The organism is Pseudomonas khorasanensis (genome assembly GCF_014268505.2).
GTDB lineage: Bacteria > Pseudomonadota > Gammaproteobacteria > Pseudomonadales > Pseudomonadaceae > Aquipseudomonas > Aquipseudomonas khorasanensis.
Map to the genome: position 1 here is coordinate 376,469 of NZ_JABWQP020000002.1, position 20,827 is coordinate 397,295.

Consider the following 20,827-nt stretch of genomic DNA (forward strand, 5'->3'; position numbering starts at 1 on the left):
ATTCGTCGCACTTTATGTAAACCGCGTTAGATAAAAACAGTTAATAACAATAAAGACGAGGATGTAGGGATGAAAAAGAAACACGTCAATGCCCGGTTGATCTGCCAGGTTTCTGCGGCAGCTGCACTGGTGCTGGCCGGTAATGCGATGGCGGCGGATGCCTTCAGCTCCGACTCCAAATGGATGACCGGCGACTGGGGCGGCGAGCGCACCAAGCTGATCGAGCAGGGTATCGACATCAAAGCCGACTACGTTGGGGAAATGGGCGCCAACCTGCATGGCGGCTACGACGACGACAAGACCGGCCGCTACAGCGACCAGTTCGGCCTCGGTGTGGCCCTTGACCTGCAGAAACTGTGGGGCTGGGACAACACGCAAGCGAAGATCCAGCTGACCAACCGTAACGGCTACAACATCTCCAACGACCGCGTTGGCGATCCGCGTGCCGGCACCCTCAGCTCCTCGCAGGAAGTCTGGGGTCGTGGGCACATGGTGCGTCTGACCCAGTTGTGGATTCAGCACCAGTTCTTCGATAACAAGCTCGATGTGAAGGCCGGTTATTTCGGCGAAGGCGAAGACTTCAATACCTTCCCGTGCGAGTTCCAGAACCTGGCGTTCTGCGGTTCGCAAGTGGGTAACTGGGCGACCAACATCTGGTACAACTGGCCCGTCAGCCAGGCCGCGATCCGTGTGAAGTACAACATCAACGACGAGCTCTATGCGCAGATCGGTGCGTACAACCAGAACCCGTCGCAGCTGGAACACGGCAACGGCTTCAAGCTCAGCGGCAGCGGCACCAAGGGTACCGTTTTGCCGGTTGAATTGGTCTGGTCGCCGAAGGTCAACAGCCTGCCGGGCGAATACCGCGTCGGTTACTACAAGAGCACGGCCGATGCCGACGACGTTCGCGAAGACGTCAACGGTTTCGATGCTGCAACCACCGGTGACGACTACAAGTCGCACAACAGCAAACACGGCTACTGGTTCGTTGCGCAGCAGCAACTCACTACCCACAACGGTGACGCGACGCGCGGTCTGAACATCGCCGCCAACGCCACGTTCCACGACAAGGACACCAACTTCATCGACAACTACCAGTCGGTGATGTTTGTCTACAAAGGCCCGTTCGATGCTCGTCCAAAAGACGACATCGGTATTGGCGCAGCGCGTATCCACGTCAACAAGGACGTGAAGCGCAACGCGGAACTGTTGAATGCCTCCAACGGTGTTTCCGATTACGAGAACGCCGCGTTCTCGCCGATTCGTGAAACCGAATACAACTACGAACTCAACTACGGCTTCCACGTCACCAACTGGCTGACCGTGCGTCCTAACCTGCAGTACATCACCCATCCGGGCGGTGTGGACGAAGTTGATAACGCTTTGGTCGCTGGCCTGAAAATTCAGTCTACGTTCTAACGCGTCTGCGATAAGCTCCTCTCTATGTGCGCATATTTGCGGACAGCCAAGGCTGTCCGCTTTTTTTTGCGATGTGAGTCTCTGCAAGTGATGCTGTTGAGTATCCCCCCATGATTTTCAGGACCGTGGCCAATGCCTGAGCATCCGCTGCAACGCTTCTTCAAGTCCCTGCGCGAGCGACCGGTATTCGCCTGGGAGCGCTATCAGATGCGCGATGTGTTGGTGATCGATCATCCGCTGTGTCAGGCGGTGTTCAGTCGTCAGGGCGCGCAGTTGCTGCACTTTCAACCGCGTGGGCAGAAGCCGTGGTTGTGGTGCGCGGCGAAGTGGCCGCACGTCGGTGCAATCCGCGGTGGTGTGCCGGTGTGCTGGCCGTGGTATGGCCGCCATCCGAGCGAAAACGCATGGCCGTCCCACGGTTGGGCGCGATTGCTCGACTGGAAGTTGCTCGACAGCAGCAGCGCCGAGGATGGCGTGCGCCTGCATTGGCAATTGCAGTTGTGCGACTGGCAGGTTGATCTGCACGCGCATCTGGGCGAACGCATGGAATTACGCCTGAGCACCGAGCATCAGGACGACATGCCATGCCAACTGAGCCAGGCTTTGCACGCTTACTGGCGTATTGGCGATGTCGGCGAGATAGCGCTGTCTGGCCTCGAAGGCGCCCAGGGTTATGACCAGTTGAACCGCCAGGCTTGCCAGCAGGAAGGCGAATTGCGCGTGGAGGGCGGGTGCCAGCGGGTGTTTCAGCATGACGGTGAATTGCAGCTCAAGGATCACGCCTGGCAGCGTGAGTTGTGCATCGATACCGGTGACAATGGCGACACGGTGGTATGGCACCCGGGCGCGCGACCGCTACTGGGGGTGAGTTGGGACGAGATTTGCGAGTTCGTCTGTGTGGAAGCGGCGGCGGGCGGCACGGACAGCCTGCATCTGGCGCCGGGAGAGAAGGCGCATTTGAGCTTGCAGGCGTGGGCGGCGGCTTGAGTGTGTCATTAAAACCGCTGCCCTCACCCTAGCCCTCTCCCGGAAGGAGAGGGGACTGATTGGGGGATGCTGAAGAATTCCGCCGACGTGAAAGTACAGTATTGAATCCATAATCGACTCGATCTCTCAGGTCGATGCATGGCACAAGACACCGCGGTCGGCCCCCTCTCCCTCTGGGAGAGGGCTGGGGTGAGGGCTTTTGATCTTTAATTGAACTCATCGCCCACCGGATACCGGCTGGCATTCAAGCTCTCTTTGATCTTGCGCAGATGCGGCTGGAAATCCACCCCGCGACGCAACGTCATCCCGGTCGCCAGCACATCCAGCACGGTCAATTGAATGATCCGCGAGGTCATCGGCATATAGATGTCGGTGTCTTCGGGCAGCGGGATGTTCAGGCTCAAGGTACTGGCCTTGGCCAGCGGCGAGTTCTCTGCCGTCAGGCCCAACACCGAAGCACCGTTCTCGCGAGCAATGCGCGCCACTTCCACCAGTTCGCGGGTGCGTCCAGTGTAGGAAATGATCACGAACAACTCGCCGGTATGCGCCACCGAAGCAATCATCCGCTGCATCAGCACATCGGCATGCGCGGTGACCGCCAGGTTGAAACGGAAGAATTTGTGCTGCGCATCCAGCGCCACCGGTGCCGAAGCGCCGAGGCCGAAAAAGTGGATCTGCCGCGCCTGAATCAACAGGTCGACGGCGCGGCTGATCAGGTTCGGATCAAGCGCCTGGCAAGCGCTGTCCAGCGAGGCGATGGCGCTGCCGAAAATCTTCTGCGTGTAGGCCTCGGGATTATCATCGGCCTCGACCGCGCGACTGACGTACGCCGCGCCACTGGCCAGACTTTGTGCCAGCTGCAACTTGAGTTCGGGATAGCCGCTGACACCAAACGAGCGGCAGAAGCGGTTGACCGTCGGTTCGCTAACCGACGCGGCCTGGGCGAGGGCGGCGATGCTGAAGCGGGTGGCCTGCTGCGGGTTGAGCAGGATCACCTCGGCGACTTTGCGTTCGGCCTTGTTCAGGTCTTCAAGGCGACTCTGGATCTGTTCCAGTAAATTTCGCACGCGATCCATATGGAATTCCTAATTCACCTGCGCAAGGGTGCGCCGGGCTATGCAAATTGGGCCTTTGATATGGCCCATGACGGTGGCCTATCCTACTGATGGCTCCGACCGACCACCACTCGGAATCTGTATTTTGCGAAAATGTTGTGGTTATTACTACATTTTCCCTTGAGTGATACCTTGAAAAAAGGTATTTGTAGCTTAACTTGATAAAAGAACAAACATCATGCCTTCCATTACGGTTGAACCGTGCACCTTTGCCTTGTTCGGCGCGCTTGGCGATCTGGCCCTGCGCAAGCTGTTTCCTGCCCTTTATCACCTTGATGGTGCCGATCTGTTGCACGAGGACACGCGTATCATCGCGCTGGCCCGTGAACCCGGCAGCGAGCAGCAGCACATGGCGTTCATCGCCGCCGAATTGCGACGTTATGTCGGCAAAGAGTTGAGCGAAACCGTGGCCGAGCGCTTTCTGGCGCGCCTGACGTATCTGCACGTCGATTTCCTCAAGGCCGACGACTACGTCGCGCTGGCGGAACTGGCCGGCAACAGCCAACGCATGATTGCCTACTTCGCCACGCCGGCCTCGGTATATGGCGCGATTTGCGAGAATCTGGCGAACGTCGGATTGGCCGAAAATACCCGCGTGGTGCTGGAAAAACCGATCGGCTCCGATCTGGAATCGTCGCGCAAGGTCAACGACGCCGTGGCGCAGTTCTTCCCGGAGAACCGCACCTACCGCATCGATCACTACCTGGGCAAAGAAACCGTCCAGAACCTGATTGCCCTGCGTTTCGCCAACAGCCTGTTCGAAACCCAGTGGAACCAGAATTACATCTCCCACGTGGAAATCACCGTGGCCGAGAAAGTCGGCATCGAAGGCCGTTGGGGTTACTTCGACAAGGCCGGCCAACTGCGCGACATGATCCAGAATCACCTGCTGCAGCTGCTTTGCCTGATCGCCATGGACCCGCCGGCAGACCTGTCCGCCGACAGCATCCGTGATGAAAAGGTAAAAGTGCTCAAGGCCCTGGCGCCGATCAGCCCGGAAGGCCTGACCACCCAGGTGGTACGCGGCCAGTACATTGCCGGTCACAGCGAAGGCAAAGCCGTCCCGGGTTACCTCGAAGAACCGAATTCAAACACCCAGAGCGACACCGAAACCTTCGTCGCCCTGCGCGCCGACATCCGCAACTGGCGCTGGGCTGGCGTGCCGTTCTATCTGCGAACCGGCAAGCGCATGCCGCAGAAGCTGTCGCAGATCGTCATCCACTTCAAGGAACCGTCGCACTACATCTTCGCCCCGGAGCAGCGTTTGCAGATCAGCAACAAACTGATCATCCGCTTGCAGCCGGACGAAGGCATTTCCTTGCGCGTGATGACCAAGGAGCAGGGCCTGGACAAAGGCATGCAACTGCGCAGCGGGCCGCTGCAACTGAATTTCTCCGACACCTGGCGTAGCGCGCGGATCCCCGACGCCTACGAGCGGCTGTTGCTGGAAGTGATGAACGGCAATCAGAACCTGTTTGTCCGTAAAGATGAAATCGAAGCCGCGTGGAAGTGGTGTGACCAACTGATCGCCGGGTGGAAAAAATCCGGTGACGCGCCCAAGCCTTATGCGGCCGGGTCGTGGGGGCCAATGAGCTCCATTGCACTGATCACGCGGGACGGGAGGTCGTGGTATGGCGATATCTGATGTGCAACTGCCGGCGGGCGTGAATGCCCACGAATTCAAGAGCCCGGTGCTGTTGGCCGAAGGTCTGGCGCTGAACGTGGCCAAACAACTGAGCGAGGCCATCGCCGCACGCGGCAACGCGGTGCTGGTGGTGTCTGGCGGGCGCAGCCCGGTCGCGTTTTTCCAGCATCTGGCCAAACAGGAACTGGATTGGTCGAAGGTGGTGATTACGCTTGCCGACGAACGCTGGGTGCCGGTCGAACACGCCGACAGCAATGCCGGCCTGCTCAAGCAGTATCTGCTCAAAGGCCCGGCGGCCAAGGCGCAGTTTCTCAGCCTTTACAGCGCTGCGGCGAATGTCGAGCAGGCGGCCGAACAGGCTGATCGTCTGCTCGGTGAGCTGCCGGCCATTGACGTGCTGGTGCTGGGCATGGGCGATGACGGTCACACCGCCTCGCTGTTTCCCGACAGTCCGAATCTCACCGAAGCCTTGCAAGCCGACGGCACGCGCCGTTGCTGGCCGATGCTGGCCCCGAGTGTGCCGCGTCAGCGCCTGACCATGAGCCGGGCGCTGCTGGCGTCGGCACGACACAAAATTCTATCGATTTCCGGTCAATCGAAACTGACCACCCTGAATGCCGCGCTGGCATCCGATGACGTCGCGGCCATGCCGGTGCGCGCATTTCTGCAACCTACGTTAGAGATTTACTGGTGCCCATGAGCCAAGGAACAGCCGCTATGACAACCCCATCCCTGACCGTTTCCATGGCGGACAAAGTTGCCCTGATCGACAGCCTCTGCGCCAAGGCGCGGATCCTGCCGGTGATCACCATCGCCCGCGAACAGGATGTCCTGCCGTTGGCCGACGCCCTCGCGGCCGGTGGTCTGACCGCGCTGGAAGTGACCCTGCGTTCGCAATTCGGTCTCAAGGCCATTCAGATCCTGCGCGAACAGCGCCCGGAACTGATGACCGGTGCCGGCACCGTGCTCGATCGCAACATGCTCGCCGCTGCCGAAGCGGCAGGCTCGCAATTCATCGTCACCCCGGGCATCACGCGCGACCTGCTGGAAGCCAGCGTCGATAGCCCGATCCCACTGTTGCCGGGCATCAGCAACGCGTCGGGGATCATGGAAGGCTATGGTCTGGGCTATCGCCGCTTCAAGCTGTTTCCGGCGGAAGTCAGCGGCGGTGTGGCGGCAATCAAGGCGCTCGGCGGTCCGTTCGGGGAAGTGAAATTCTGCCCGACTGGCGGCGTGAGTCCGGCCAATATCAAGAGCTACATGGCGTTGAAAAACGTCATGTGCGTGGGCGGAAGCTGGATGCTTGATCCGGAGTGGATCAAGAACGGCGACTGGGCCCGCATTCAGGAATGCACCGCCGAAGCCCTGGCGCTGCTGGACTGATCGACCCGACACTTCGTTGTGTGTTCTACGGCTTTACGGTGCACTTGGTCGGTGCACCGTTTTTTTTTGCGCCGAAAAAAGTACCGCTACACGCCGCGATACATAGTTACCGCACAGCTGCTTTTATGTGGCGTTAACCTGCGTTCATCTTATGGAAGAGAGAACGCTTCATGGACGACCTTCAATCTTTAACCCTTACGCCTCGATCGCCTTGCCAACCGAAGCAGATTCCCCGCCACAGCCCCAATTGGCGCGCGCCCGAACCTGAGGTGCGCAACATCAGCCAAGGCCTCGAAGGGGTGCCGCTGATCATGCGACTTTCCCTGGTCGATGCCATGACCGGCGAACCCGTGGTCGGCGCGCTGGTGCGTATCCAGCAGACCGTCCACACCGACACCTGCCTGCGCGGCAGTCAATCGACCGACAGCCACGGCATCGTCCGTTTCACCAGTGTCTACCCGGATCGCCCGGCGCCCGGCACGTCCTGTGTCACGCTGAACGTGTACATTCCCGGCGACGAGACAGACACGCGAGCTCACCACGAAGCGTGGGCTGGAACCTTGCACCTGGCCGGTCATTGCGGCTGTGAAAACGTCGCCGAGGATAACTTGCGGCTGCTGCTGCGCCCGATTGCCGGCGAGTCTTTCGAAGACGGCGCCTTGGCTTGCCTGACCCTTGGCATCGACACCTTTGCCGTGTCCTCGCAGATTGGCCTCGAAGGCTACGAGAAAACTGACGGTGTGCCGTTTTAACGCAGCTGGTTCAGCGCACGCACCAGCAGTTCCATTTCGGCAGCCGTGGTGGTCAGTCCCGGGGTGATGCGAATGCACGGCCCACAGGCGGCGCCTGTGCGCACCACAGTGAACAGGTTGAACTCGGCCAGAAGGCGTTCGGCCATGACCTGTTGATCGTCATGGCGGGTGAAGCGCAGCGAGGTGATCCCGCAATACAGCTGCGGGTCATCCGGTGTCATCACTTCGATGCCTGGCAGGTGCCGCACGGCGCTGACCCACAGGTTGCGCAGGTAATTCAAACGCGCGCCCTTGGCCGGCGCTCCGCCAAGCGAATGGTGCTCCTCGAAAACCAGCGGCAACGTCATCAGCGCTGGAATGTTCGGCGTGCTGTACGAGGTGCGCCCACGAATATCGGTGATCGGATAATGCATCTCGCCCATGTCCGGATCGATATCGGCCAAGCGCTGCGGGGCGATATAGATGAAGCCGAGGGTGAGCGGCGCCCCGATCCACTTGTGCAGGTTGTAACCGGCGAAGGCGATGCCCAGGGCGTCGAGATCGAATTCGATCTGGCCGAGGGCGTGAGCACCGTCGAGGATGATGTCGACACCATGCTCTTTGGCCAGCGCGGCGATGGCTTGCACCGGCATCACCAGACCGGTGCGATGGGTGACGTGGGTCAGCGCCATCAACTTGAGTTTCGGATGACGGATGAAGGTCTCGCGGTAGGTCTCGAGCAGGCTGTCGTAACTGGCGGGATGGCGGTGGGCGACCTCGATCACTTCAACGCCACGTTGTCTGGCCAGCCAGCGCATGGCGCCCTTGACCGTATCGTATTCAAGGTCGCAGATCAGCACCTGATCGCCCGGTTGCAGGCGGTTGTAATTGCGGATCAGCGATTGCAGGCCTTCGGTGGCGTTGCGGGTCAGGGCCAGGCTTTGCGCACGTACACCGATCAATTCGGCGAGTTGCGCGCGGATGTCCAGGTTGTCTTTCTGCTCGAAGCGTTGGCGCACATAAACCGAGTTGCAGGTGTTGATCAGCTCTATGTTGCGCTGGTACTCCTCGATAACCGTACGCGACATGCGCCCGAAGTAACCGTTCTCCAGGTTCACTGGGCCGGGCTGGACATCGTAACGGTCGGCGAAGGTCTGCCAGAAGGCTTCGTCACGGGCGCGGCGGGTGTTGTCGGGCATGGTCGGCGAGGCTCAAGGAGGAGGGCGCTTCAGTGGCGCGGGGCGGGTTTGCCATGTTTGGCGCGCAGCGGTTCGAGCAGGTCCGACAGGCCGTTATGGTCGATCTCCTGCATCAGGGCCAGCAGGCCACCGAGTTCGCCATGCGGGAAGCCTTCGCGGGCGAACCAGTTCAAATAGGGCCCGGGCAGGTCGGCAATGATACGGCCCTTGTATTTGCCGAAGGGCATCTCGCGGGTGATCAACAGTTCAAGTTTTTCAGGATTCATCAGAAGGCTTCATACGGATTTAAATCAGATTCGAAAATACAGGCATTCTGCATGCAGGCCAAATGACAGATCATGCAAAAAACCAGCATGCAGATCGTTCAATGTTTTATAAGTTATTGAAACATAACAGTTTATAGCGGTCAGCGAAGCTGGCACGCACGCTGCAATATCCCTTGCATCTTCAACCCATCGCAAGGAATTGAAAAATGTCCGACATGAATAAAGAAGCCATTTCTGTACTCAACGACCTGATTGAAACCTGCAAGGACGGTCAGGAAGGGTTCAAGACTTGCGCCGAAGACATCAAGCACCCGGAATTGAAAACCCTGTTCGTAACCCGCTCCGCCGATTGCGCCACCGCGGCTGCCGAGCTGCAAGCGCTAGTGCGTTCGCTGGGCGGCGACCCTGAAACTTCCACCAGCCTGAGCGGTGACATGCACCGTCGCTGGGTCGATGTTAAATCCATGTTCACCGGCAAAGACGAAGAAGCCGTGCTGAACGAAGCCGAGCGCGGCGAAGACCATGCGCTGAAAGCTTACAAGGAAGCGCTGGAAAAAATCGCCAAGCACAATCTGGTCGGGATCAAGGACGTGGTTGAGCGTCAGTACCATGGCGTACAACGCAATCACGACCAAGTGAAAGCCCTGCGTAACCAGGCGCGTGCCAACTCGTAAGCGTTAGTCGGCTACAACAAACGCCAGCTTGTCTGGCGTTTTTTTGTGTCCGCAGGAAAAGCCCCTCATCCTAGCCCTCTCCCGGAAGGAGAGGGGACTGACCGAGGTGTTTTTCAAATTACAGCGGCCTGAAATATCCAGTCGAACTCAGGATCTGAAAAGCCCGAAGATAGGCTCCCTTTCCCCCTCGCCCCCTTGGGGGAGAGGGCTGGGGTGAGGGGGAAAGTTCTACCTGACACCCCACAATCCATCAACCAATACTGATTGCCGGCAACGTCGGCAGTGTCACGGTCTGCTGCTTGCGCGGCGCCAGGATCTCCGCCTCGCCATCGACCACAAGCTCATCACGCTGGTTGAACACGCGCGTGGCGATGCGCACACGAAACTTCGGCAGCTTTTCCAGAATTTCCAGACGCACCGTCAGCGTGTCGCCAATCTTGACCGGCTTCTGAAAGCTCATTTGCTGACCGATATAAATAGTGCCCGGCCCCGGCAGTTCGCAGGCTACCGCGGCGCTGATCAGCGCACCGCTGAACATGCCATGGGCGATGCGCTCCTTGAACATGCTGGCGGCGGCAAATTCGGCGTCCAGGTGCACCGGGTTGTGGTCGCCCGACATCGCGGCGAACAGCTGAATGTCGCGCTCTTCGACAGTCTTGCTGTAGCTGGCAGTCTGGCCGACTTCGAGGGCTTCGTAAGGGATGTTGGTAACCTGGGTCATCGGTTTGATTCCTGTGACGGATTTCTGTGAATCCACAAAAAATTATTCGCTGCGCTGTGGGCGCGGATGGCTCAGGGCCTGGTCGATCCAGGCCAGCACATCGGCGATTACGTCGTCGCGATTGGTTTCGTTAAACAATTCGTGCCGTGCCTGCGGGTAGATCTTTAATTGCAGATGCTGGCTGCCAGCCCTGCGCAAGGCATTGGCCAGATATGTCAGACGCTTGCCCGCGCTCACCGGATCACATTCACCGCCAATCACCAGCAGCGGCAGGCCCGGATCGATCTGCGCGAGATTGGACGCTTTGCTGATTTGCTGCAAGCCGCCGAGCAGGTCGATCCATAGCTGATTGGTGCAGCGAAAGCCGCACAACGGGTCCGCAGCGTATTTGTCGACCTCGACGGGGTCGCGGCTTAACCAGTCAAAGCGCGTGCGCACCGGCTTGAACTTGTTGTTGAACGAGCCGAACGACAGCCATTCGATCAGCGCGCTGCGGCCCTTGCCACCCCGACGCAGCTTTTCCAGCCGGGCGATCTGCCGGGCGGCGCGATACAAGGGCACCGGCTGGAAATTCGAGCCGCTGAGAATCGCCCCATGCAGACTGGCGCTGTGGTGCAGCAAATAGGCTTGGGCCAGGTAACTGCCCATGCTGTGGCCGAGCAGGATGATCGGCACGCCGGGGTGTTGCTGGCCGATGTGCTGATTGAGGCTGGCGAGATCGCCGAGGACTTTGCACCAGCCATCCTCTTCGGCGAAATGGCCGAGGGTGCCGTGATCGGCCGTTCTGCCATGGCCTCGCAGATCCGGTGCATACACGCCGTAGTCTTTGTCGCAAAACGTGTCGGCGAGCCGGGCGTAGCGAGCGCTGTGTTCGGCCATGCCATGGGCCAGCAGAATGACCGCTTTCAGTGGCTTGGGCGGCAGCCAGCGGTTGACGTACAGGCGGCTGCGGTCACTCGCGTCCAGCCAGAAAGTGTCGTGGTTCATGGCGATTCCTTTGCTCGGCATCGCCACAGTGTATAGCGCGTCTGATCAGCCCACGCCACGGCAGGAAGATTCACACGATCAATGAGGGCTTTCGCCATATTTGCCTCACTGGCCATAGCTGCTAGTGTCCGTGAAGCTCCGCTTTGTGCTTTTCGCTTCAATGGAGGAAGCAAAAACGACAGAAAGCGGCCCGGATCGGCTCAGGTAAAGAGGACAAGAACAATGCAACCTGATTTCTGGAATGACAAACGCCCGGCCGGCGTACCGCTGGACATCGACATGGGCGAGTTCAAGTCGGTCATTGAGGTGTTTGAGCGTTCCTGCAAGAAGTTTGCTGATCGCCCGGCGTTCAGCAACATGGGCATCACGCTGACTTACGCCGAACTCGAACGCCAGAGCGCCGCTTTCGCCGGTTACCTGCAGGCGCATACCGATCTGGTGCCGGGGGATCGCATCGCGGTGCAGATGCCCAACGTTCTGCATTATCCGATTGCCGTGTTCGGCGCATTGCGCGCCGGGCTGATCGTTGTCAACACCAACCCGCTGTATACCGCGCGGGAAATGCGCCACCAGTTCAAGGATTCCGGTGCGCGCGCGTTGGTGTACCTGAACATGTTCGGGCAGAAAGTCCAGGAAGTGCTGCCCGACACCGATATCCAGTACCTGATCGAAGCGAAGATGGGCGACCTGATGCCCGCCGCCAAGGGCTGGCTGGTCAACACCGTGGTCAGCAAAGTGAAGAAGCTGGTGCCGGAGTATTCGCTGCCCCAGGCGGTCTCGTTCAAGAGCGCGCTGCGCATGGGCCGTGGTCTGGGTATCAAGCCGCTGAACGTCGGTCTTGAGGATATCGCCGTTTTGCAATACACCGGCGGTACCACCGGCCTGGCTAAGGGCGCGATGCTCACACACGGCAACCTGGTGGCGAACATGCAGCAGGTGCGCGCTTGTCTTGCACAGCTCGGCCCTGACGGGCAGCCTCTGTTGCGCGAAGGCCAGGAGGTCATGATCGCTCCGCTGCCGCTTTATCACATCTATGCATTCACCGCGAACTGCATGTGCATGATGGTCTCGGGCAACCACAACGTGCTGATTTCCAATCCGCGGGACATCGCCGGGTTCATCAAGGAACTGAAGAACTGGCGTTTCTCGGCGCTGCTCGGTTTGAACACCTTGTTTGTGGCGCTGATGGACCATCCCGATTTCAAGACCCTGGATTTCTCCAGTCTCAAGCTCACCAACTCTGGAGGCACTGCGCTGGTCAAGGCCACCGCCGAGCGCTGGGAGCAAATCACCGGTTGCCGCATCACCGAAGGCTACGGGTTGACCGAAACTTCTCCGGTGGCCTGCACCAATCCCTACGGCGATCAGTCGCGACTCGGCACTGTCGGCCTGCCGGTTCCGGGCACACTGGTCAAAATCATCAACGATGACGGCGTCGAGCAGCCGCTCGGCGAGCGTGGCGAGTTGTCCATCAAAGGCCCGCAGATCATGAAGGGCTACTGGAACAAGCCCGAAGCCACCGCCGAAGTGCTGGACGCCGAAGGCTGGTTCAAGTCCGGCGACATCGCGGTAATCGACCCGGACGGTTTCGTGCGTATCGTCGATCGCAAAAAGGACATGATCATCGTCTCCGGTTTCAACGTGTATCCGAACGAAATCGAAGACGTGGTCATGGCCCACCCGAAAGTCGCCAACTGCGCGGTGATCGGTGTGCCGGACGAACGCTCGGGGGAGGCGGTGAAACTGTTCGTGGTGGCGCGGGAAACCGGCGTCAGCCTGGAAGAGCTGAAGGCTTACTGCAAAGAGAATTTCACCGCCTACAAGGTGCCGAAACACATCGTGCTGCGTGAGTCGTTGCCGATGACGCCTGTAGGGAAAATTCTGCGTCGCGAGTTGCGCGATATCGCCTAGGGCTGAACCGCAGCGCTTGTGACATTCGCGAGCAGGCTCGCTCCCACAGGTATCGATGGTTTCTGTGGGAGCGAGCCTGCTCGCGAATCTTTTGTGCCCGCTGAATTCGGGGATTTTGGGGAGTTATAGGATTTTTGCTCTAAAATGACCGCTGGCAAGTCTTGAGTCACCAATATGACTGTAGGGGCCGTTTTTGGCTCTGGTCGACCCTTGGCAAAGCTGCTACTCTCGGCGCGCTTTGTGACTTCTCGGCCTGTAAAACGCCGGATTCACCAATACCAAATACACACCAATAATAATCGCATCAAATGCGGTGAAGAATTCGCGTTGCTGAGGAGTGGGCTTCCATGATCGAAGACTTTTGGAAGGATAAGTACCCGGCTGGAATTGCAGCCGAGATCAATCCAGACGAGTATCCGAACATTCAGGCAGTGTTGAAGCAATCCTGCCAACGCTTCGCCAACAAACCGGCTTTCAGCAACCTGGGCAAGACAATCACCTACGGTGAACTGTTCGAGCTGTCCGGTGCCTTTGCCGCGTATCTGCAACAGCATACCGACTTGCAGCCCGGCGATCGAATCGCCGTGCAACTGCCCAATGTCCTGCAGTACCCGGTCGCCGTCTTCGGTGCCATCCGCGCCGGGCTGATCGTGGTCAATACCAACCCGCTGTACACCGCGCGGGAAATGGAACACCAATTCAACGACTCCGGCGCCAAGGCCCTTGTCTGCCTGGCGAACATGGCGCACCTGGCCGAAGCCGTGGTGCCCAAGACCGGTGTCAAACACATCATCGTCACCGAAGTGGCCGACCTGCTGCCGCCGATCAAGCGCCTGGTGATCAACAGCGTCATCAAGTACGTGAAGAAGATGGTGCCGGCCTACCACCTGCCCAACGCCATCAAGTTCAACGACGTGCTGAGCAAGGGCCATGGCCAGCCCGTGGCTGAAGCAAACCCGGACAGCGGCGATGTCGCGGTGCTGCAATACACCGGTGGCACCACTGGCGTGGCGAAGGGCGCGATGCTGACCCACCGCAATCTCGTCGCCAACATGTTGCAGTGCAAAGCGCTGATGGGCTCCAACCTCAACGAAGGCTGCGAGATCCTGATCACGCCGCTGCCGCTGTACCACATCTACGCGTTCACCTTTCACTGCATGGCGATGATGCTGATCGGCAACCACAACATCCTGATCAGCAATCCGCGCGACCTGCCGGCGATGGTCAAGGAACTGTCGAAGTGGAAGTTCAGCGGTTTCGTCGGTTTGAACACCCTGTTCGTCGCGCTGTGCAACAACGAGGGTTTCCGCAAGCTCGACTTCTCGGCGCTGAAGGTCACCCTGTCTGGCGGCATGGCCCTGCAACTGGCCGCCGCTGAACGCTGGAAGGCCGTGACCGGTTGCGCCATCTGCGAAGGTTACGGCATGACCGAAACCAGCCCCGTGGCCACGGTCAACCCGATCCAGCACATCCAGATCGGCACGATTGGCATTCCGGTGCCGTCCACGCTGTGCAAGGTCATCGACGATGCCGGGGTGGAGCAGCCGCTGGGGGAAATCGGAGAACTGTGCGTCAAGGGCCCGCAAGTGATGAAAGGCTACTGGCAGCGTCAGGAAGCCACCGATGAGATGCTCGACAGCGACGGCTGGCTGAAGACCGGTGACATCGCGCTGATTCAGCCGGACGGCTACATGCGTATTGTCGATCGCAAGAAAGACATGATTCTGGTCTCCGGTTTCAACGTCTATCCGAACGAACTGGAAGACGTGTTGGCAACCCTGCCAGGCGTGTTGCAGTGCGCGGCCATCGGCGTGCCGGATGAGAAGTCGGGCGAGGCGATCAAGATTTTCATCGTCGCCAAACCGGGTGTGACCCTGACCAAAGAGCAAGTGATGGATCACATGCGCGCCAACGTCACCGGCTACAAGGTGCCGCGCTCGGTGGAATTCCGCGATGCGCTGCCAACCACCAACGTTGGCAAGATCCTGCGCCGCGAGTTGCGTGATGAAGAGCTGAAAAAGATCAAGGCCAAGACCGCCGCATAAACAAGAAAGCCCCGCAGATGCGGGGCTTTTTTTGGGTGCAGAGCAGGGCTTGGTAACGCATCCCGGGACGCTCTGCGTCCCTGAAGTGCTGGACGCGGAGCGTCCGGGGCGGCATTCCCACGCGGAGCGTGGGAACGATCAAAATCAAATCCTACTGACGAAACGGCGCGAAATTCACGTTGGTTCCTGCCGGACGCATGTCCTGAAGATACGAATCCTTGTCTGCACTCAATTCCAGGCTCAACGCCGCCTTGCGCTTGCCTTCGTTGCGAATCACCAGGCCTTCAAGCTTTTCACGCAGGAACACGGTCGGCACTTTCAGGTGCAGCAGCTCATCCGTGTCCGGGGTGTGCATCAACAGGTGAATCCATTCGTACTGACCGATGGCCAGGCGCGACACCGGCAGGTCGAACCACCAGATGTTGCGGTTGCGGTTCAGTTCGGCGAAGTGGCAGTTGTTGGTGCCGAGCACGGCGCCGCCCAGTTCCTTGTTGCGACGGGCGATGGCCTGCGTTTTATCGAGTTTCATAACATTCCTGCGAATCGGTGTGCGGGGCGCAACGCCCGTAGGCTGAGCATTCTCGGGGCTATGCCGGCAAACATAAAGCGCAACCTGCACGCCGCGACGAAATGACCGCAATAAATTAAATGAAACTTGGCGCAAAGCGAACCGGTCAACCGCTACGTAGTGACTTTCTTCCCTTTAAGCGTCACGGAGAAACACCATGAGTAGCACAGGCGATAAAGTAAAAGGCATGGCCAATGAAGCCGTCGGCAACGTCAAGCAAGGCGTTGGCAAAGCTACTGACAACGAAAAGCTCCGCGCGGAAGGCAAAGTTCAAGAGAAAAAAGGCGAAGCCCAGCAAGCGGTTGGCAACGCCAAGGACGCCGTGAAAAAAGGCGTGGACAAGGCGTAATCCAGCCTTGAACGAATCACACGAGCGGCCATCCAAGGATGGCCGTTTTTGTGTCGAAACCCTGCGGTCAGACACCAAAGGGTCGCAAAACAGGCTACCGTGAGGTAAAAAACGGCCCCTGAGTCGCCACGACTTCAACCTTTTCAGCGGCGCAAGGAGACGCGAATGATATTTCCGGACATGAAAGGTCTGCCCCTGCACCGGGTAATGGTGCGCACGGTCACTGAATTCGTCGACGACGAGATGTCGACCTACGCCTCGGCACTGGCCTACCAGATGCTGTTCTCGCTGTTTCCGTTCATCCTGTTTCTGATCGCCCTGATCGGTTTTCTGCACCTGCCGGACTTCTTCTCCTGGTTGCGGCTGCAGTCGGAACTGGTTTTGCCACCGCAAGCGCTGGAGCAGGTAAACCCGGTGATCGACCAGTTGCAGCAGTCCAAGGGTGGCCTGCTTTCCATCGGTATCGTCATCGCCCTGTACACCGCTTCCGCCGGCGTGCGCCTGATGATGAGTGCGATGAACGCGGCCTACGACGTCGTCGAAGGGCGGCCGATCTGGAAGCGTTTTCCCTTGTCGATCGTCTACACCGTCGGCATTGCCGGAATGTTGCTGATTGCCGCCGCGTTGATGGTGCTGGGGCCGCAGGTGATGGGCTGGATTGCAGCGCAGGTCGGGCTGGAAGAGGTCATTGTCACTATCTGGACCATCGCGCGCTGGCCGGTGATCGTGATTCTGATGATGGTCGCCGTGGCGCTGATCTATTACGTGATGCCTGACGTCAAACAGGATTTCCGTTTCATCACACCCGGTTCGGTGTTGGCGGTGGTGGTCTGGATCATCGCGTCCCTGGGTTTTGCGTTCTATGTAAAAACCTTCGCCAACTACAACGCGATGTATGGCAGCATCGGGGCGATCATTGTGCTGTTGCTGTACTTCTACATTTCCGCTGCGGTGCTGTTGCTCGGCGCGGAGATGAATGCGGTGATCGAACACATGTCCGCCGAAGGCAAGGACAAGGGCGAGAAAACCCCCGAAGGTCCTGATGCATCCACCAAACAACACGTCTCGGGCCTGGGTCGCGATCATTCGCTCAAGCCGGACAATGACGAAGCCCGACCATGATTCGCGAAATCCTCAAAATGGGCGACGAGCGTCTTCTGCGCATCGCCCCACCCGTGCCACCCGAAATGTTCAACAGCGCCGAACTGTGGCAGCTGATCGACGACATGTTCCAGACCATGGAAAGCGTCGGCGGCGTCGGCCTGGCCGCCCCGCAGATCGGCGTCGATCTGCAGTTGGTGATCTTCGGTTTCGAGCACAGCGAGCGTTACCCGGACGCTGAAGCCGTGCCTCAGACGATCCTGATCAACCCGCTGATCACGCCGTTGAGCCCGTTGATGGATGAGGGCTTCGAAGGGTGTCTATCGGTGCCTGGATTGCGCGGCGCGGTGGATCGGTATCAGCAGATTCGCTACGAAGGATTTGACCCGAAGGGCGAGCCGATTGTGCGCGTGGCGTCAGGCTTCCATGCGCGCGTGGTGCAGCATGAATGCGACCACCTGATTGGCCGGTTGTACCCGTCGCGCATCACGGATTTCAGCAAGTTCGGGTTTACCGAAGTGCTGTTTCCGGATATCGATCCCAACGCTGACGACTGATTGTCAGAACACCATCAATCCCTGTGGGAGCGAGCCTGCTCGCGAACGCGGAGTATCAGAACCAACTTCGGCGCTGACACACCGCATTCGCGAGCAGGCTCGCTCCCACACGGGTTCAGCGTAAATCTGCGGGATTGAGTTCCATCGCAATCATCGGCTTGCTTCGCGCATACCGGCTCAACCGCTCTGCCATGGCCTGCGGTAGCGCCGGGTCGAAGCTGAACCCGCGTCGCTCATAGAACCCGCGCAAATCCGGATGGCAAAACAGCCAGACCGGCTCGTCGACACCCGTGACCGCCGCCGCAAGCAACTGCGCGGCGATCCCTTGTTCGCGACACTGTGGGTCAACAAACAATCCCGTCAGCCAATGCCCGCCCGATACCGGCCGCAGACACAGCGCCGCAACGATCTCGCCACGCCGCGCCACCCACAACTGCGACTCGCGCACAGCTTTCATTGAGGACTGGTGGCTGCGGTAAAACTTGTTCATCAGCGGCCACAACGATTCGTCGAGCCGGCTGTAGTGGGTGTCGGGCATAAGTTCGGGCTGCCGGTCAAAAAGCGCCGATTATAAAAGAACGCGCGCTTCGCGATAGGTGTATACCTGATCACACATCCTGAGTGAGTGGAGTACCGATCATGTCCAAAGGTATGGATTCAAAGAAAGCCGCAAAAAAGAAACCGGCCAAGACCGCCATTGAAAAACGCGCAGAAAAGAAAGCCAAAAAGGTCGATATCTTCGGCCACTGAAAAACCTTTCGGAAGCCCGCTTCTCGGGCTTCCACTTCGCAAAAACGTCCGCTCCCGCCCCATTCTTCCTCGCGCTGAACCGATTCTTGTGCAAAAAGTGCCAGATACTGGCCGACTAGTGGCCTTGCGCCCGGCGCCGGGCTGGCTATGCTTGCACGTAACTAACCCAGTCGACCGTCATGTCAACAATGCCGGGTTCACAGGTTGGTCCGTGATTCATGCTGCCAGAGTGCGCAACCCGAGGCACCGACACTGAACCAACAAGGAGCGTCACCTAAATGGAAGTTCTTCACGTTAGGGCTGGCCCAAGTGCGGGCTATCAAGAAAAGGATGTCTTGATTAGAGCGTTGCTGCATGGACCCTCCGATTGATCATCGTTTATCACCTGACAACTTCCTCCCGTGGAGGAAGGCGTGTGCCTGTTCTGTGGAACGTAGTGGTAGATCTTGAAAGACCTGGACTTTCATCAAATCAAAAGAACGCGCGGAAGGTGATACAACCATGTTCAACCTACATCACAAGGCTGATCTGCGAGAAATCGAGCGTTTCAGCTGTGCATTGACCGATGCCAACGCCAAGCTCGATGCCATCAGTCGCTCTATGGCAATGATCGAATTCACGCCCGATGGCATCGTGATCGACGCCAACGACAATTTCTGCAAGACCATGGGTTACAGCGCCGAAGAAGTGCGTGGCAAACATCACCGCATTTTTTGTGAAGAAGCCTTTTACCGCAGCGACGAGTACGCGAAGTTATGGCGTGACCTGGCCCGTGGTGAACCGCTCAGCGGGACCTTTGTGCGCCTGAACAAGAGCGGCCGGGAGATCTGGCTCGAAGCCAGTTACATGCCGGTGTTCGGTCCCGACAAGCAAGTCAGAAGTGTCATTAAAGTTGCGGCGGACATCACCGCGCGAATCAACAAAGAACATGAAGAGGAAGCGATGCTGGCGGCGATCGGTCGCTCCATGGCGGTGATCGAATTCACCCCTGAAGGCAACGTCATCACCGCTAACGATAACTTCCTGAAAACCATGCAGTACTCGCTCAACGAAATCGTCGGCCAGCACCACAGCCTGTTCTGTCACCGTGCCGAAGCCGAGTCTGCGCAGTACAGGGCATTCTGGGCCTCGCTCAATCGCGGCGAATATCATTCCCACCGGTTTGAGCGCAAGAACAAGTCCGGGCACATGGTGTACTTGGAAGCCTCGTATAACCCGCTGTTTGACGCCAAGGGCCGTTTGTACAAAGTGGTCAAGTTCGCCAGCGACATCACCCGCCAGATGACCACGCTGCAAAGCGCGGCGGAATCGGCCCACAGCACCTCGGTGCAAAACGACGCCTGCGCGCAGAAGGGTTCACAAGTCGTGCAGCAGACCGTGCAGATCATCCAGGACATTTCCCGCGACCTGAACGAAGCGGCGGTCAGTATCGATGCGGTGAGCAAACAGTCGGACATCATCGGCACCATCGTCCAGACGATCCGAGGGATCGCCGATCAGACCAACCTGCTGGCGCTGAACGCTGCGATCGAAGCCGCACGGGCCGGTGAGCATGGACGCGGTTTCGCGGTAGTCGCCGATGAGGTGCGCAGCCTTGCAGCGCGCACCAGTCAGGCGACGCTGGAAATCGTCGATGTGGTGCGCAGAAACCACGACTTGTCGTTGAGCGCGGTATCGAGCATGCAGTCGAGCCTGAGCCGCACCGGGCTGGGCGTCGAACTGGCGAACGAGGCGGGGGAAGTGATCCTGGAAATCCAGCAGGGCTCGCGGCATGTGGTGGATGCGATAAGCCAGTTCAACGAGACCTTGCAGCTGAACTGACAGCCCACAATGTTCGTAGGAGTGAGCCTGCTCGCGATAGCGGTACATCAGTGACTTAGTGACTGGCCGATGTACCGCAATCGCAAACAGGCTCACTCATCTATCAGGCCGCAGCAGCCGAATCCGGCAGCGCCGAGGCAGGCAGACCGAAGACCCGGTCAAACAACCAGTTGAACGCAAACGTGTAACACGGAATAAAAATGATCAGCGCCAGGTCGAGCAGAAACGCCTGCACCAGGCTGATGTTCATCCACCACGCGATCAACGGAATCAGGAACACGATCAGCGTCAGTTGAAAACCGACGGCATGGGCGATGCGTCGTTTGACCGTGCGGGTGCGCGAGACCTGGCGACTTTCCCAGTGCTCGAACAGCGAGGTGTAGATGAAATTCCAAGTCACGGCGATGGTGGTGATGATCACCGCCAACGGCCCGGTGCTGCCCGGCGAAGTGCCTGACAACAACGCCAGGCCAAGGGCGGAGAAAGTCATGCCGATCACTTCGTAGAGCGACACGTAGACCAGTTTGCGTTTCACGCCTTGCATGCAGATTGCCTCTTTCTTGCCGATTGTTGGCCAGCGGGGCTGGCGAAGGCGGCG

At 58.8% G+C, this 20,827-nt stretch carries 20 protein-coding genes and 2 pseudogenes; 14 read left to right on the forward strand and 8 right to left on the reverse strand.

Annotated features, from left to right (window positions below):
• Positions 1-69: 69 nt before the first annotated feature.
• Both HU727_RS07770 and HU727_RS07775 read left to right on the forward strand, forming a co-directional pair.
• Complete coding sequence (locus HU727_RS07770; RefSeq protein ID WP_186529944.1) at positions 70-1,419, forward strand: carbohydrate porin; 1,350 nt, start codon at positions 70-72, stop codon at positions 1,417-1,419.
• 132 nt (positions 1,420-1,551) lie between these two features.
• Positions 1,552-2,406 (forward strand): D-hexose-6-phosphate mutarotase, encoded by an 855-nt coding sequence (locus HU727_RS07775; RefSeq protein WP_186529942.1) that lies wholly within the window; start codon positions 1,552-1,554, stop codon positions 2,404-2,406.
• Positions 2,407-2,612: 206 nt separating this feature from the next.
• Here the strand turns inward: HU727_RS07775 and HU727_RS07780 are convergent, their stop codons facing one another.
• A complete protein-coding gene (locus HU727_RS07780; protein WP_171057240.1) occupies positions 2,613-3,473 on the reverse strand; it encodes a MurR/RpiR family transcriptional regulator in 861 nt (286 codons plus the stop codon).
• Between the two features lie 226 nt (positions 3,474-3,699).
• Between HU727_RS07780 and zwf the strand changes: the two genes are divergently transcribed.
• The 4 genes from zwf to HU727_RS07800 all read left to right on the forward strand — a co-directional run bounded on the left by zwf (position 3,700) and on the right by HU727_RS07800 (position 7,301).
• Positions 3,700-5,166, forward strand: a complete 1,467-nt coding sequence (gene zwf, locus HU727_RS07785; protein WP_186529940.1) for a glucose-6-phosphate dehydrogenase — start codon at positions 3,700-3,702, stop codon at positions 5,164-5,166.
• Positions 5,153-5,866, forward strand: coding sequence for a 6-phosphogluconolactonase (gene pgl / locus HU727_RS07790; RefSeq protein ID WP_186529938.1), 714 nt, complete (start codon positions 5,153-5,155; stop codon positions 5,864-5,866). Before zwf ends, pgl begins: the two co-directional genes overlap by 14 nt.
• Before the next feature lie 17 nt (positions 5,867-5,883).
• Positions 5,884-6,549, forward strand: coding sequence for a bifunctional 4-hydroxy-2-oxoglutarate aldolase/2-dehydro-3-deoxy-phosphogluconate aldolase (locus tag HU727_RS07795; protein ID WP_186529936.1), 666 nt, complete (start codon positions 5,884-5,886; stop codon positions 6,547-6,549).
• 170 nt (positions 6,550-6,719) lie between these two features.
• Complete coding sequence (locus HU727_RS07800; protein ID WP_186529934.1) at positions 6,720-7,301, forward strand: peptidase associated/transthyretin-like domain-containing protein; 582 nt, start codon at positions 6,720-6,722, stop codon at positions 7,299-7,301.
• Here HU727_RS07800 and HU727_RS07805 read toward each other — a convergent pair.
• On the reverse strand, positions 7,298-8,479 hold the full coding sequence (locus HU727_RS07805; RefSeq protein WP_186529932.1) for an aminotransferase class V-fold PLP-dependent enzyme: 1,182 nt from the start codon (positions 8,477-8,479) through the stop codon (positions 7,298-7,300). The two genes, HU727_RS07800 and HU727_RS07805, sit on opposite strands and share 4 nt — an antisense overlap.
• A 29-nt stretch (positions 8,480-8,508) precedes the next feature.
• Entirely contained in the window at positions 8,509-8,745 is a 237-nt protein-coding gene (locus tag HU727_RS07810) for a DUF3820 family protein (protein ID WP_003227425.1), read from the reverse strand.
• A 206-nt stretch (positions 8,746-8,951) separates the two neighbouring features.
• On the opposite strand from HU727_RS07810, the gene HU727_RS07815 reads away from it, so the two are divergent.
• Entirely contained in the window at positions 8,952-9,419 is a 468-nt protein-coding gene (locus HU727_RS07815) for a ferritin-like domain-containing protein (RefSeq protein ID WP_186529930.1), read from the forward strand.
• 250 nt (positions 9,420-9,669) lie between these two features.
• Here the strand turns inward: HU727_RS07815 and HU727_RS07820 are convergent, their stop codons facing one another.
• Positions 9,670-10,140 carry a MaoC family dehydratase gene (locus HU727_RS07820; RefSeq protein WP_003227420.1) on the reverse strand — a complete coding sequence of 157 codons (471 nt, stop codon included), beginning with the start codon at positions 10,138-10,140 and terminating at the stop codon, positions 9,670-9,672.
• 42 nt (positions 10,141-10,182) lie between these two features.
• Positions 10,183-11,127, reverse strand: coding sequence for an alpha/beta hydrolase (locus HU727_RS07825; RefSeq protein WP_186529928.1), 945 nt, complete (start codon positions 11,125-11,127; stop codon positions 10,183-10,185).
• Between the two features lie 222 nt (positions 11,128-11,349).
• Between HU727_RS07825 and fadD2 the strand changes: the two genes are divergently transcribed.
• Together fadD2 and fadD1 are read left to right on the forward strand one after the other, a co-directional pair.
• Positions 11,350-13,038 carry a long-chain-fatty-acid--CoA ligase FadD2 gene (gene fadD2, locus HU727_RS07830; RefSeq protein ID WP_186529926.1) on the forward strand — a complete coding sequence of 563 codons (1,689 nt, stop codon included), beginning with the start codon at positions 11,350-11,352 and terminating at the stop codon, positions 13,036-13,038.
• A gap of 347 nt (positions 13,039-13,385) precedes the next feature.
• On the forward strand, positions 13,386-15,083 hold the full coding sequence (gene fadD1 / locus HU727_RS07835) for a long-chain-fatty-acid--CoA ligase FadD1 (RefSeq protein ID WP_186529924.1): 1,698 nt from the start codon (positions 13,386-13,388) through the stop codon (positions 15,081-15,083).
• A 151-nt stretch (positions 15,084-15,234) separates the two neighbouring features.
• Here fadD1 and HU727_RS07840 read toward each other — a convergent pair whose 3' ends face one another.
• On the reverse strand, positions 15,235-15,612 hold the full coding sequence (locus HU727_RS07840) for a hypothetical protein (protein ID WP_186529922.1): 378 nt from the start codon (positions 15,610-15,612) through the stop codon (positions 15,235-15,237).
• 196 nt (positions 15,613-15,808) lie between these two features.
• Between HU727_RS07840 and HU727_RS07845 the strand changes: the two genes are divergently transcribed.
• From HU727_RS07845 to def, 3 genes are all read left to right on the forward strand, one after another.
• Positions 15,809-16,000 (forward strand): CsbD family protein, encoded by a 192-nt coding sequence (locus HU727_RS07845; protein ID WP_116659151.1) that lies wholly within the window; start codon positions 15,809-15,811, stop codon positions 15,998-16,000.
• Positions 16,001-16,165: 165 nt separating this feature from the next.
• Positions 16,166-17,122: a YihY/virulence factor BrkB family protein gene (locus HU727_RS07850; RefSeq protein WP_186529920.1), complete on the forward strand. Its 957-nt coding sequence runs from the start codon at positions 16,166-16,168 to the stop codon at positions 17,120-17,122.
• Entirely contained in the window at positions 17,119-17,658 is a 540-nt protein-coding gene (gene def, locus HU727_RS07855) for a peptide deformylase (RefSeq protein WP_186529918.1), read from the forward strand. The genes HU727_RS07850 and def overlap by 4 nt, the downstream gene beginning before the upstream one ends.
• 115 nt (positions 17,659-17,773) lie before the next feature.
• Here the strand turns inward: def and HU727_RS07860 are convergent, their stop codons facing one another.
• Positions 17,774-18,196: a GNAT family N-acetyltransferase gene (locus HU727_RS07860; RefSeq protein ID WP_186529915.1), complete on the reverse strand. Its 423-nt coding sequence runs from the start codon at positions 18,194-18,196 to the stop codon at positions 17,774-17,776.
• Between the two features lie 818 nt (positions 18,197-19,014).
• Here HU727_RS07860 and HU727_RS26045 point away from each other — a divergent pair.
• Both HU727_RS26045 and HU727_RS26050 read left to right on the forward strand, forming a co-directional pair.
• Positions 19,015-19,680, forward strand: a pseudogene (locus tag HU727_RS26045) (PAS domain-containing protein); the annotation flags it as partial.
• A gap of 120 nt (positions 19,681-19,800) precedes the next feature.
• Positions 19,801-20,229, forward strand: a pseudogene (locus HU727_RS26050) (methyl-accepting chemotaxis protein); the annotation flags it as partial.
• Between the two features lie 103 nt (positions 20,230-20,332).
• On the opposite strand, the gene HU727_RS07870 reads toward HU727_RS26050, so the two are convergent.
• Positions 20,333-20,773, reverse strand: coding sequence for a PACE efflux transporter (locus tag HU727_RS07870; RefSeq protein ID WP_186529911.1), 441 nt, complete (start codon positions 20,771-20,773; stop codon positions 20,333-20,335).
• Positions 20,774-20,827: the final 54 nt, after the last annotated feature.

What these genes read in the sequence shown, in the direction of transcription:
- HU727_RS07770 (WP_186529944.1), top strand. Translation starts at nt 70, where the DNA reads ATGAAAAAGAAACACGTCAATGCCCGGTTGATCTGCCAGGTTTCTGCG.
- HU727_RS07775 (WP_186529942.1), top strand. Translation starts at nt 1,552, where the DNA reads ATGCCTGAGCATCCGCTGCAACGCTTCTTCAAGTCCCTGCGCGAGCGA.
- zwf (WP_186529940.1), top strand. Translation starts at nt 3,700, where the DNA reads ATGCCTTCCATTACGGTTGAACCGTGCACCTTTGCCTTGTTCGGCGCG.
- pgl (WP_186529938.1), top strand. Translation starts at nt 5,153, where the DNA reads ATGGCGATATCTGATGTGCAACTGCCGGCGGGCGTGAATGCCCACGAA.
- HU727_RS07795 (WP_186529936.1), top strand. Translation starts at nt 5,884, where the DNA reads ATGACAACCCCATCCCTGACCGTTTCCATGGCGGACAAAGTTGCCCTG.
- HU727_RS07800 (WP_186529934.1), top strand. Translation starts at nt 6,720, where the DNA reads ATGGACGACCTTCAATCTTTAACCCTTACGCCTCGATCGCCTTGCCAA.
- HU727_RS07805 (WP_186529932.1), bottom strand. Translation starts at nt 8,479, where the DNA reads ATGCCCGACAACACCCGCCGCGCCCGTGACGAAGCCTTCTGGCAGACC.
- HU727_RS07810 (WP_003227425.1), bottom strand. Translation starts at nt 8,745, where the DNA reads ATGAATCCTGAAAAACTTGAACTGTTGATCACCCGCGAGATGCCCTTC.
- HU727_RS07815 (WP_186529930.1), top strand. Translation starts at nt 8,952, where the DNA reads ATGTCCGACATGAATAAAGAAGCCATTTCTGTACTCAACGACCTGATT.
- HU727_RS07820 (WP_003227420.1), bottom strand. Translation starts at nt 10,140, where the DNA reads ATGACCCAGGTTACCAACATCCCTTACGAAGCCCTCGAAGTCGGCCAG.
- HU727_RS07825 (WP_186529928.1), bottom strand. Translation starts at nt 11,127, where the DNA reads ATGAACCACGACACTTTCTGGCTGGACGCGAGTGACCGCAGCCGCCTG.
- fadD2 (WP_186529926.1), top strand. Translation starts at nt 11,350, where the DNA reads ATGCAACCTGATTTCTGGAATGACAAACGCCCGGCCGGCGTACCGCTG.
- fadD1 (WP_186529924.1), top strand. Translation starts at nt 13,386, where the DNA reads ATGATCGAAGACTTTTGGAAGGATAAGTACCCGGCTGGAATTGCAGCC.
- HU727_RS07840 (WP_186529922.1), bottom strand. Translation starts at nt 15,612, where the DNA reads ATGAAACTCGATAAAACGCAGGCCATCGCCCGTCGCAACAAGGAACTG.
- HU727_RS07845 (WP_116659151.1), top strand. Translation starts at nt 15,809, where the DNA reads ATGAGTAGCACAGGCGATAAAGTAAAAGGCATGGCCAATGAAGCCGTC.
- HU727_RS07850 (WP_186529920.1), top strand. Translation starts at nt 16,166, where the DNA reads ATGATATTTCCGGACATGAAAGGTCTGCCCCTGCACCGGGTAATGGTG.
- def (WP_186529918.1), top strand. Translation starts at nt 17,119, where the DNA reads ATGATTCGCGAAATCCTCAAAATGGGCGACGAGCGTCTTCTGCGCATC.
- HU727_RS07860 (WP_186529915.1), bottom strand. Translation starts at nt 18,196, where the DNA reads ATGCCCGACACCCACTACAGCCGGCTCGACGAATCGTTGTGGCCGCTG.
- HU727_RS07870 (WP_186529911.1), bottom strand. Translation starts at nt 20,773, where the DNA reads ATGCAAGGCGTGAAACGCAAACTGGTCTACGTGTCGCTCTACGAAGTG.